The following is a 12266-nucleotide window of genomic DNA, read 5'->3' as shown; positions in this document are numbered from 1 at the left end:
CTTCACTGTGGCAACTGACAAAATTAGAAGAAAGTGCTCTAACGCCGTGGGTTCATCAAGGCAGCGTAGTCGGCTTGATAGAACCGCTACGAGCGTTTGGCAGCGGGAGCGTGCTTTCGTTAATTTGTCAGGTGGCACAGTGGGTATAGTGTAGTGGATAACAATTGTCTTCCATTTTTGAAAAGGAGAAATAGATGGGAAATATCAAAATTAGAAGCGTATTAGTTAGTGAATGTTATACTAACTGTTATTTATGTATGAACACAGATACAAAAGAGGGATTTATTGTTGATCCCGGTGATGATGCTTTAAAAATCAGTGTTAATGTTAGTAACATAGAAATGATTCCAAAAGCAATTTTGCTTACACATGGTCATGCAGACCACATTAGTGCTGTAACGGAATTAAAGGAAAAATACAATATTCCCGTATATGCTTCTGAAGAAGAAGACAGGCTTTTAGTAGATACAAGAGCAAATTTATCATCAATGTTTGGAAATCCTGTAAGCATTTGTGCAGACAAATATTTAAGAGATGGTGATAAGTTTACTATTGCAGATAAGGAAATTAAGTTTATTTTAACGCCTGGTCATACGCAGGGAAGTGGTTGTTATTATATAGCAGAAGATGAAGTTTTGTTTAGTGGTGACACACTTTTCCATCAGAGCAGAGGTAGAACAGATTTTCCAGGGGGAAGTGAAGCGGCAATTATCAGATCAATTAAAGAAAAATTGTTAGTGCTTCCAGGCGAAACAACTGTTTATCCGGGACATATGGATATGACAACTATAGATAACGAAAAGGTATATTATTAATGATAGACATTCAGATAGAACCTAAACAATTTGAATATGATATTCAGTCAATGGTGCAGGCTTTTTATGTGGGACAGCCTTTTAAAATTAATGAAGATTTAGAGGAGTCATACAGAACACTAAAAGTGATTTTTCAGGAAGAAAAAATTACTGCATCATTGTACGATGAGGCCAAGAAGCTTTTTGAAGACGAAATTTGTTGTGACTTTCAGGATAGAAGGGAGACAAAAAACGCTCTTAAAAAGCTTTTGTACTGTTTAATGAGAAAAGATATAGGACAGGACCTGCCTTGGGGTAATTTAACAGGTATCAGACCGGCAAAAATTCCGGGTATGTTAAAAGAACAGGGACTTTCAGATGAAGCAATAAGAAAAGAAATGAAAGAAACATATTTTATTTCTGATAACAAGTTGGACCTGGCAATGGATGTTTCAAACATGGAACATAAGGTACTTTCAAATGTTAATTACAAGGGCAATTATAGTTTATATGTGGGTATACCATTTTGCCCAACAACTTGTCTTTATTGTTCATTTACATCCTATCCTTTAAACAGATATAAGGAAAAAGTAGATGCTTATGTGGATTCAGTTATTAAGGAATTGAGATTCCTAGGTAAGCAATTACAGGATAAAGAACTTAATTCAGTATATATTGGTGGTGGTACGCCAACCACACTTGAACCTGCGCAGTTAGACAGATTAGTAAATGCATTAAAAGATAATTTTGATTTCAGTAATGTAAAGGAGTTTACTGTTGAAGCAGGCAGACCGGACAGCATTACAAGAGATAAATTAATGACTTTAAAAAAACAAAATGTTTCAAGAATTTCCATTAATCCACAGACAATGAATCAGGAAACTCTAGACATTATAGGTAGAAAACATTCAGTCAAACAGGTAATACAGGCTTTTAATTTGGCAAGAGATTGTGGCATGGATAACATAAATATGGATTTTATAATCGGTCTACCAAATGAAACAGAGGACATGGTTAAATATTCAATGGAACAGGCTTTGAAGCTGGCACCAGATGGTATTACAGTACATTCCCTGGCATTAAAACGTGGTTCAAGACTTAACATGAACAGACAAAAATATTCAGATTTAAATTTTGATAACAATACAAAGTTAATGGATATTACAAAAGAATATGCTTATGAAATGGGTATGAAGCCATACTATTTGTACAGACAAAAAAATATGGCAGGTAATCAGGAAAATGTAGGTTATTCATTGCCCGGTAAAGAAGGAATTTACAACATACTTATGATGGGAGACTATCAGAATGTATGGGCATGTGGAGCAGGAGCAGTTACAAAACTACTTTCTTCTGACAGAAAAAGTGCCACTAGAATTGATACATTGAAAAATGTAGACCAGTATATTGACAGAATTGACGAAATGATTGACAGAAAAAGAAGTTATTTTGTAAATTAATAAAAGATACAACACTTGTGTTCTTTTCTATTTAATAGTAAAATATACAAGTTAGAAAAATATAAGGAGCAAAAACATGGCTTTAAGTAAGAAACCGGTTACAGGAATGAAGGATATTCTTCCTGAAGAAATGAAAATAAGAAATTATGTACAGAATGTAATTAAGGAAACTTATAATGCATTTGGATTTACTCAGATTGAGACACCTTGCGTGGAACACATTACAAACCTGACAAGCAAACAGGGTGGAGAAAACGAAAAGTTAATTTTTAAGATTTTAAAAAGAGGAGAAAAGTTAAACTTAGAAACAGCTACGGAAGAAATGGATGTAGTTGATAATGGTTTAAGATATGACTTAACAGTTCCTCTTGTTAGATATTATTCAAAAAATGCCAACGATTTACCATCACCATTTAAGGCATTACAGATGGGAAATGTTTGGCGTGCAGACAGACCACAAAGGGGAAGATATCGCCAGTTTATGCAGTGCGATATTGATATATTAGGTGATCCAAGTAACTTAGCTGAAATTGAACTTATTTTAGCAACAACAACTACACTTGGAAAGTTAGGATTTAAGAATTTCCAGATTAGAATTAATGAAAGAAGAATTTTAAAGGCAATGGCTTCATACAGTGGTTTCCCTGAAGAGTCATTTGACAGCGTTTTCATTATTCTTGATAAGATGGACAAGATTGGTTTAGAAGGCGTTAAGGAAGAATTAATTAAATACGATTTCGCCCCTGAATCAGTTGAAAAATATATACAGTTATTTGAAAAGATTGAAAATCAGGCAGATCCTATTGGATACCTAGCAGATAAGCTTGGAGATTTCATGGGTGATGATGTAAAACAGTGGATGGATGAAATTATAGACAGTGTTAAGGCTACAAAGTCATCTGATTTTGAAATTGTATTTGATCCAACATTGGTTAGAGGTATGTCATATTATACAGGAACAATTTTTGAAATAGCAATTCCTGAATTTGGCGGAAGCTGCGGTGGCGGTGGTCGTTATGACAAGATGGTTGGTAAGTTCACAGGTCATGATGTACCGGCATGTGGTTTTTCAATTGGATTTGAAAGAATTGTTTTATTATTAATGGAACAGGGCTTCAAAATCCCTGAAGATTATGACAAGGTTGTATACCTTATTGAAAAAGGTGTTGAAGGCGACAGACTTTGTGAAGTTATTGCACAAGCACAGGAAGAAAGAAAAACAGGTACACAGGTTCTTGTAACAAGAATGAACAAGAATAAAAAATTCCAAAAAGAGCAGTTAAAGACACAGGGCTTTGAGAACTTTAAGGAATTTTATAAAAATCCGTTAAAATAGGAGGAAAAGTTATGGCAGAGTCAATGCAGGGACTTCACAGAAGTCACAGATGTACAGAAGTAAGTAATAAAAATATTGGTGAAACAGTTACAGTTATGGGCTGGGTTCAGAAAAGAAGAAATTTAGGAAGTCTTATTTTTATTGATTTAAGAGATAGATCAGGAATTCTTCAGTTAGTATTTGACGAAAATGATAGAGAAGTTTTTGAAAAAGCTAAAAATCTTAGAAGTGAGTTCGTAATTGCAGTAGAAGGTGTAGTTAGAAAGCGTGGCGGCGCAATTAACGAAGATTTAGCAACAGGTGATATTGAAGTTACAGTTAATACACTTCGCATTTTATCAGAATCTGATACACCACCATTTCCTGTTGAAGAAAATATTAACACAAGAGAAGAATTAAGATTACAGTACAGATATCTTGATTTAAGAAGACCATCATTACAGAAAAATATTAAGTTGCGTAGTGATGTTACAACTTTTATTAGAAAGTTCATGCAGGGTGAAGGTTTCCTTGAAATCGAAACACCAACTTTGTGTAAAAGCACTCCTGAGGGAGCTAGAGACTATTTAGTGCCAAGTAGAGTACATCCGGGAGAGTTCTATGCACTTCCACAGTCTCCACAGCTTTACAAGCAGTTACTAATGTGCTCAGGATTTGACAGATATATGCAGATTGCAAGATGCTACAGAGACGAGGATTTAAGAGCCGACAGACAGCCTGAATTTACACAGGTTGATATGGAATTATCATTTGTTGACATTGATGATGTTATTGATGTAAATGAAAGATTATTACAGGCTATGTTTAAGGAAATTTTAGGCGTGGATATCCCACTTCCAATGCCAAGAATGACATGGCAGGAAGCTATGGACAGATTTGGTTCGGATAAGCCTGATACACGTTTTGGCATGGAATTAATTGACGTTACAAAAGTAGTTGAAGGTTGTGGCTTTGGCGTATTTACAGGTGCTATTGAAAACGGTGGTACTGTTAGAGGTATTAACGTTAAAGGTCAGGGACATATGCCAAGAAAGAAGATTGACAAGTTAGTTGACCATGCAAAAGGAAATGGAGCAAAAGGTCTTGCTTATCTTTGCATTAACGAAGATGGTACTTATAAGTCGTCATTTGCAAAATTCATGACAGAAGAAGAATTAGATAATTTAGTAAAAGCAATGGAAGGTGAACCTGGAGATTTACTTTTGTTTGCAGCTGACAAGAACAAGATTGTATGGAACGTATTAGGCGCACTTCGTTTAGAACTTGCACAGCAACTTGAATTAATTCCGGAAGATAAATGGAATTTCTTATGGGTTGTAGAGTTCCCACAGTTTGAATGGTCAGATGAACAGAACAGATATCTTGCAATGCATCATCCATTTACAATGCCTATGGAAGAAGATTTACAGTATCTTGATACAGACTTAGGAAAGGTTAGAGCTAAGGCTTACGATATTGTGTTAAACGGTACAGAACTTGGTGGTGGTAGTGTTAGAATCCATCAGGAAGACATTCAGGAAAGAATGTTTAAGGCATTAGGCTTCACAAATGAGGAAGCTCATGAACAGTTTGGCTTCTTACTTGATGCATTTAAGTATGGTGTTCCACCACACGCAGGACTTGCTTACGGACTTGACAGATTAGTTATGCACATGGCAAAAGAAGATAACATTAGAGAAGTAATTGCTTTCCCTAAGGTAAAAGATGCTTCATGTTTAATGACTAATGCACCAAGCCCTGTTGATTCAAAACAGTTAGAAGAATTAGCAATTGACATTGTTAAGCCGGAAGAAGAATAATTGTGGAAGATTATTACAAAGAGCAGTAATGTTTTAATAATCGAAATCAATTCTAGATTTAGCAGATAGAAATTATATAGCTAAAATATATAGAATACCGATAGTTTTCCTAGGCGCATATTAAATATGTGCTAAAGAGAATTATCGGTATTTTTTGGAATAATAATTTAATTCGAAATTTCTTAGTATATGAATGAGGTCCCGCTATGTATGCACATTTTATTACATATAGCGAAATTTTCTAAGCTCATCCTGAAGCTTGCCGGCATATTCAGCAAGCTCATTATACTGTTTCACTATATTTTCCTGAGTTTCTTTCAAATTTTGAATTGCGTTTTCTTTTTCTGACAAAAGATTTTGCACATCAATTAAGCAGTTGCTTTTTTCTGATATAACTGATTTTAAATAATTAATGTTTTCAGTTAAAGTATTGATTTTTTCTTTGTCCTTATGAGAAGTGTCGGTACTTACTAATTTTTCCTCAGGACTTAAGTAGTAATAACTGTCATTTAGAACAATACCTATTTTTTTATTAGCCTTAAAAACATCGAAGCCCTTGTTGGTGGAAACATTACGTTTTATGAGACAACTTTTTTTAGGACAACTTGATAATATATAATAAATTTCATACTTATTATTACTTTTATTGTGATTACAGTAGAAAATATAAAGCTCGTTTTGGCACATTAAAGGTGAAATATTTACTATTTCCATTTGATGTGAAGAGTCCCCTAGGGGGATAGACAAAAATTCCGTAAATCTGTCCCTGTTTAAAACCGCAAGTTTCATTTTATTATCTGTAGAAATATAATACACATATTGCTTATTACAGGAAAAAACGTCAAAATCTCTTCCAACATCATTAAATAAAAGTCCTCTTGGAATAATTTTCCCTCTTGCCGCAGTATACATATAAACTTTTTCGTTTTCTATGTACAAAATAATTGGTTGTCCGTTTTCAAATGCTAAAATTTTATACAATGAATTACTCCTTTTTTGAAATATTAGTATGGTTAAAGGTTAGTACACAGATGTAATTAAAATACAGGTGAATCCCGTTATTGTATATATATTTATTAGCTTTGTTTTTTAGAACAATAAAAAATGAAACGCATAAAATATATAGAGAAAGACTAAAAAAGGAGATAAACATGGAAAAAGAAAAATGTTGTTGTGAGCACAAATGTGGATGCCGCAGAGATGTTTGTAATGATGCTATTTGTGGAATGCCTGAATTTCTATCAATATACGCACCGGTTGTGTATGATGAAGTGGGAGTGAATGTTTGTAGGGAAGTAACTGTTCCGGCAGATGTATTAGCTAATTTCCCAACTACAGAATGTGTTTCCGTTGATGTAATAAATATTGACTTAGCAGACACAGATGATGCAGTATCTACAATAGATGACTCATTGAGACCAAATTGTTTCAAAATTACCTTAACTAATATTTCAGTTACTTTAAAAATCAAATTATACGACAAGTGCCATAAATATTTAGGTTCAACTACAATTACAGTAAATTATTTACCAGGTAGCACAACAAGTACGGATTACGATTATTATAGCGAAAAAACAAATCCTTCAAATGTAACCTTTGAGTTGTTTGCACCTTACGGTGTTGGCATAAACGAGGGTGGAGATTATTATTTCAACATTGTTGGTATGTATGAGGATAATAATACTGTAGTAAATGGAGTAAACTTAAGCGGAACAGCTAAAGCTATGAACTTTGATGAAGTGACAGGTGTATTTTCAGCAGGACTTTCTTTATTTGTCAGAACTCTATACTACGAAGTATATGAAATCCCCTATATTGGCAAGTCAAAACCTGTAAAGGTAAATTTAAGAGACAATTCAGAAAACGCATGCATTAAATTCGTTGAAAGTGGACTTTTGTCAAAAGAAATAAAACCATTAGAACTTGCACCACCAAAATGTGAGGGCAGACTAAAGAAAGAAAAAGAGAAATGCTGTTATAATGACTGTAAATTACAAATCAAGAATCCATGTGATGAAAAAAGACCAAAAAAAGATTTTGTAGATGAAGAAGACGAAAAAGATTAAGAAAATAGTTATTTTTTTAACAAATTACTACAAATTCCAAAAAAATAATTTAAAAATACACTGTATTATGGTAAAGTAATATAAGATTAAAGTTGCATCGGAAGATGCAGCCGGTCTTAAGGACATTAGGAGGTAGATATATGTTTTCATTTGATGAAGTAAAAAATGCAGATGCGGAAATTTATGCTGCAATGGCAGACGAAATGGGAAGACAGCGTTCTCATCTTGAACTTATTGCATCTGAGAATTTAGTAAGTAAAGGCGTTATGGCTGCTATGGGTAGTCATCTTACAAATAAGTATGCAGAAGGATATCCTGGAAAAAGATATTATGGTGGATGTGAATATGTAGACGTTGTAGAACAGTTAGCAATTGACAGAGCAAAGGAATTGTTTGGATGTACATACGCAAATGTTCAGCCACATTCAGGAGCACAGGCAAACTTAGCTGTATTTTTTGCTTTAGTTAAACCGGGAGATACAGTAATGGGAATGAGTCTTGATGCAGGTGGACATTTAACACATGGTTCAAAGGTTAATATTTCAGGAACATATTTTAACATTGTATCTTATGGTGTAAATGAAGACGGTTATATAGATTATGATCAGGTAAGAAAAATAGCTGTTGAAAACAAGCCAAAATTAATTGTAGCAGGTGCAAGTGCTTATGCAAGAAAGATTGACTTTAAGAAGTTTAGAGAAATTGCTGACGAAGTTGGTGCATATCTTATGGTAGATATGGCACATATCGCAGGTCTTGTAGCAGGTGGACAGCATATGAGTCCAATTCCATACGCACATGTTACAACAACTACAACACATAAAACATTAAGAGGACCTAGAGGTGGTCTTATTCTTTCAAGTGAAGAATTTGCCTTAGAACACAAATTAAACAAAGCAGTATTCCCTGGAATTCAGGGTGGTCCATTAATGCATGTTATAGCAGGAAAGGCTGTATGTTTTAAAGAAGCATTATCAGATGATTTTAAGGCATACGCAAAGAACATTGTGGATAACGCACAGGCTTTAGCAAAAGGACTTACAGACAGAGGATTTGATCTTGTATCAGGTGGTACAGATAATCATCTTATGTTAGTAGATTTAAGAAGCAAAAATATAACAGGTAAAGAATTTGAAATTGCACTTGATGCAGCAAATATTACATGTAACAAAAATGCAATTCCAAATGATCCACAGAAACCTGGTATTACAAGCGGTGTAAGAATTGGTACACCTGCCGTAACAACAAGAGGATTAAACACAGAAGACATGGATGTTATTGCTGAATGCATGGCAATGATAGCAGAAGATCCACAGGGTAATTGTGAAGCTGTAAAAGCAAAAGTAAAGGGATTAACAGACAAATATCCTTTATATGAATAAAAAGTCTGGTCAAAACCTAAGAAGGTAAAAATCAAATAAATTGTGAAAAGGAAACTGTGAAGAAATTCTTTGCAGTTTCTTTTGTGTATAGATATTAATTAGTTGGAAATAATTAACTATATGAAGAAAAATATATTTTATAATTTTTTAAAATGTGGAATTATTGGTTGGTGCATGGAAGTTGTTTTCACATCGATTCATAGCTTCAGAAAAAAAGATTACCGACTAATGGGGCATACATCTATATGGATGTTTCCAATTTATGGCATGGCATCAATAATTAAGCCCATCAGTTTTGAATTGAAAAAACATCATGTAAAAAGAACCGAGCGTGGGCTACTGTATACACTCGGGATATTTAGTGCAGAATTTATAAGTGGCTGTATGTTAAAAAAAGCGTTTAAGTGTCCTTGGGATTATAGCAAGTGTAAATATAATATTAAAGGAGTAATTAGACTTGATTATGCACCAATATGGTTTATAGTTGGTCTATTTTATGAAAATGTATTAAATAAAGAGTCAAAAAATAAGAGATAGTAAAACTAAGTTAACTATCTCTTAAATATTTTAAATTGAAGTATTTGTAAAATTTACTTATAAAAATCAACAATCTTGTCAATTCTAGCTGTCATATTAGTAAATAGCATATCCACTAAAGTAACAGCAACCATGGATTCTACAACGACTACAGCTCTAGGTACAATAATAGGATCATGACGACCTTTTATGTTGATGCTTATGTTTTCACCGGCTTTGTTAATTGTATCCTGACTTCTTGCAATAGAAGGGGTAGGTTTAACTGCTGCGCGTAAAACAATTTGTGAACCATCGCTCATACCACCAAGAATACCACCTGCATGGTTTGAAGTTTTTTCTATAGTGTCATTTTCAATTTTAAAACCATCATTATCTGTTGAACCTGTTAGTTCTGTAACTTTAAAACCGTCACCGAACTCAATACCTTTAATGGCACCAATTGACATAACAGCTTTTGCAAGATTTGCATCTAATTTGTCAAATACAGTTTCTCCAACACCTGCAGGCATGCCATCAACTAAACATTCAATTATGCCACCAACAGAATCCATTTCTTTCATTTTTTCTTTTAATAATTCGGCAGCTTTTGTTGCGGCATCATTATCAGGCATGTACATTGGATTATTTGGAATTTCATCTTTTTTGAATTTACTATAGTCAATTTCCACATTACCAATAGATTTTGAATATGTTGTAATTTCGATGCCAAGAGATTCAAGAATCTTTGATGCAATAGCTCCGGCAGCTACTCGACCGATAGTTTCTCTTCCTGAAGAACGGCCACCGCCTCTGTAATCTCTAAAACCATATTTTTCGTCAAAAGTAAAATCCGCATGCCCTGGTCTGTAGTATGAAGCAATGTCAGTATAGTCCGCTGAATGATGATCTTTGTTTTTTACAACCATGGAAACAGGGGTACCGGTAGTTTTTCCGTCAAATACTCCTGATAAAATTTCAACCTTGTCATCTTCATTACGCTGTGTAGTGAATTTTGACTGACCCGGTTTTCTTCTATTTAAAAACTTCTGAATATCCTCTTCACATAAATTAATACCTGCAGGGCATCCATCTACAACAACCCCCAAAGCTTTGCCATGAGATTCGCCCCAGGTACTGATTTTAAATATATTTCCATATGTTGAACCAGCCATAATAGCCTCCCTTTTGTTAAATTCTTGTCCAATTATAACAAGGAAATAAAATAATATCAAATTAATATAAGTAAAATAATAAAATATATTCTTGCTTTAAATTGTCATAAATAATATAATTAATAAAGTTTGTAAAAAAATGAGGTTAATTATGTTTAAAGTATTAGCAAAAGATGGCAATGCCAAAAGAGGAGAATTTACAACAGTTCATGGCACTATTCAGACACCGGTGTTTATGAATGTTGGAACAGCGGCAGCTATTAAAGGAGCGGTAGCCGCAGAAGATTTATATCAGATAAAAACACAGGTTGAATTATCAAACACATATCATTTACATGTAAGACCGGGAGATTTGGTTGTAAAGAAAATGGGTGGAATTCATAAATTTATGAATTGGAACAAACCTATTCTTACAGATTCAGGTGGATTTCAGGTATTTTCACTTGCAGGTCTTAGAAGTATTAAAGAAGAAGGCGTACATTTTAGATCTCATATAGATGGCCGTAAGATTTTTATGGGACCTGAAGAGAGTATGCAGATTCAGTCAAACTTAGCATCAACAATAGCAATGGCCTTTGATGAATGTCCATCAAGTGTGGCATCAAGAGAATATATGCAGAATTCTGTTGACAGAACAACAAGATGGCTTAAAAGATGTAAAGTAGAAATGGACAGACTTAACACTTTAGAAGATACAATTAACAAAAATCAAATGTTATTTGGTATTAATCAGGGTGGAATCTACGATGATATTCGTATTGAACATGCTAAACAGATTTCAGAATTAGACTTGGACGGTTATGCAATTGGTGGACTTGCAGTAGGTGAAACGCATGAAGAAATGTATAGAATTATCGAAAGTGTTGAACCACATCTTCCAAAGGACAAGCCAATTTATTTAATGGGTGTTGGTACACCTTCAAATATTTTGGAAGCAGTGGAAAGAGGTGTAGATTTCTTTGACTGTGTATATCCTGCAAGAAACGGTCGTCATGGTCATGTTTACACAAATAAGGGTAAGTTAAATTTATTTAATGCAAAATATGAAACAGATCCATCACCTATTGAAGAAGGCTGTCAGTGTCCTGCATGTAAATATCACAGCAGAGCGTACATAAGACATTTGTTAAAGGCAAAAGAAATGCTTGGTATGCGTTTATGTGTATTGCATAATTTGTATTTTTATAATACAATGATGGAGGAAATCAGATATGCCATAGAGGCAGGAAATTTTGCAGAATATAAAGCAAAAAAACTGGAAGGTTTCAAAGAAAATGACAAAAAATAGATACATCTTTGTATCAAAAACATATTATGAGGAGGATTTATAATGAATTTATTAGCAGCAGCTAGTGCAGGCGAAAGCTGGGTTATCATAGTAGTATATGTAGTAATCATTATTGGATTTATGTATTTCTTAGCTATTAAGCCACAGAAGAAGCAGGAAAAGAAACAGAAGGCATTAATGGAAAGCGTAGAAATTGGAGATAGTATTCTTACAACAAGTGGTTTCTATGGAATGGTTATTGATGTAACTGAAGATACTGTTATTGTAGAATTTGGTGGAAACAAGAACTGCCGTATTCCAATGCAGAAGACAGCAATTGTTGATATTGAAAAAGCAAACGCTTAATAAACATTTTGTATAGATGTTGAGTATTTTAAAGACCTTTGGTGGTAGTGATGCCACTGAAGGTCTTTTCTATTTAAGAAAATAAGCTAAATTAATATAAATAATTGG

At 33.8% G+C, this 12266-nt stretch carries 11 protein-coding genes; 9 read left to right on the top strand and 2 right to left on the bottom strand.

Annotated elements, in window-relative coordinates; genetic code table 11:
* Window positions 1–194: 194 nt before the first annotated feature.
* From DW006_RS03230 to aspS, 4 genes are all read left to right on the top strand, one after another.
* On the top strand, window positions 195–815 hold the full coding sequence (locus DW006_RS03230; RefSeq protein ID WP_022165016.1) for an MBL fold metallo-hydrolase: 621 nt from the start codon (window positions 195–197) through the stop codon (window positions 813–815).
* Window positions 815–2254 carry a coproporphyrinogen dehydrogenase HemZ gene (hemZ, locus tag DW006_RS03225; RefSeq protein ID WP_117999033.1) on the top strand — a complete coding sequence of 480 codons (1440 nt, stop codon included), beginning with the start codon at window positions 815–817 and terminating at the stop codon, window positions 2252–2254. Before DW006_RS03230 ends, hemZ begins: the two co-directional genes overlap by 1 nt.
* 76 nt (window positions 2255–2330) lie before the next feature.
* The gene (hisS, locus tag DW006_RS03220; protein WP_117999032.1) at window positions 2331–3590 is read left to right on the top strand and encodes a histidine--tRNA ligase; all 1260 of its coding nucleotides are present in this window, start codon (window positions 2331–2333) and stop codon (window positions 3588–3590) included.
* Window positions 3591–3601: 11 nt separating this feature from the next.
* A complete protein-coding gene (aspS, locus tag DW006_RS03215) occupies window positions 3602–5389 on the top strand; it encodes an aspartate--tRNA ligase (protein ID WP_117999031.1) in 1788 nt (595 codons plus the stop codon).
* Between the two features lie 222 nt (window positions 5390–5611).
* Here the strand turns inward: aspS and DW006_RS03210 are convergent, their stop codons facing one another.
* Window positions 5612–6370, bottom strand: coding sequence for a hypothetical protein (locus tag DW006_RS03210; RefSeq protein WP_117999030.1), 759 nt, complete (start codon window positions 6368–6370; stop codon window positions 5612–5614).
* 170 nt (window positions 6371–6540) lie between these two features.
* Between DW006_RS03210 and DW006_RS03205 the strand changes: the two genes are divergently transcribed.
* The 3 genes from DW006_RS03205 (at window position 6541) to DW006_RS03195 (ending at window position 9374) form a co-directional block, all read left to right on the top strand.
* Window positions 6541–7455, top strand: coding sequence for a hypothetical protein (locus DW006_RS03205; RefSeq protein WP_117999029.1), 915 nt, complete (start codon window positions 6541–6543; stop codon window positions 7453–7455).
* A 140-nt stretch (window positions 7456–7595) separates the two neighbouring features.
* Entirely contained in the window at window positions 7596–8837 is a 1242-nt protein-coding gene (gene glyA / locus DW006_RS03200; RefSeq protein WP_022165010.1) for a serine hydroxymethyltransferase, read from the top strand.
* Between the two features lie 120 nt (window positions 8838–8957).
* Complete coding sequence (locus tag DW006_RS03195) at window positions 8958–9374, top strand: hypothetical protein (RefSeq protein ID WP_117999028.1); 417 nt, start codon at window positions 8958–8960, stop codon at window positions 9372–9374.
* A gap of 53 nt (window positions 9375–9427) precedes the next feature.
* Here the strand turns inward: DW006_RS03195 and aroC are convergent, their stop codons facing one another.
* Window positions 9428–10525 carry a chorismate synthase gene (aroC, locus tag DW006_RS03190; RefSeq protein ID WP_117999027.1) on the bottom strand — a complete coding sequence of 366 codons (1098 nt, stop codon included), beginning with the start codon at window positions 10523–10525 and terminating at the stop codon, window positions 9428–9430.
* Between the two features lie 151 nt (window positions 10526–10676).
* On the opposite strand from aroC, the gene tgt reads away from it, so the two are divergent.
* Both tgt and yajC read left to right on the top strand, forming a co-directional pair.
* Window positions 10677–11813: a tRNA guanosine(34) transglycosylase Tgt gene (tgt, locus tag DW006_RS03185; protein ID WP_117999026.1), complete on the top strand. Its 1137-nt coding sequence runs from the start codon at window positions 10677–10679 to the stop codon at window positions 11811–11813.
* Window positions 11814–11855: 42 nt separating this feature from the next.
* On the top strand, window positions 11856–12158 hold the full coding sequence (yajC, locus tag DW006_RS03180) for a preprotein translocase subunit YajC (RefSeq protein ID WP_117999025.1): 303 nt from the start codon (window positions 11856–11858) through the stop codon (window positions 12156–12158).
* The last annotated feature ends 108 nt before the right edge of the window (window positions 12159–12266 follow it).

Source organism: Eubacterium sp. AF36-5BH, assembly GCF_003460505.1.
GTDB lineage: Bacteria > Bacillota > Clostridia > Lachnospirales > Lachnospiraceae > Eubacterium_G.
The sequence above is the reverse complement of the archived record's forward strand: the minus strand, read 5'-3'. Positions and strand labels throughout refer to the sequence as shown.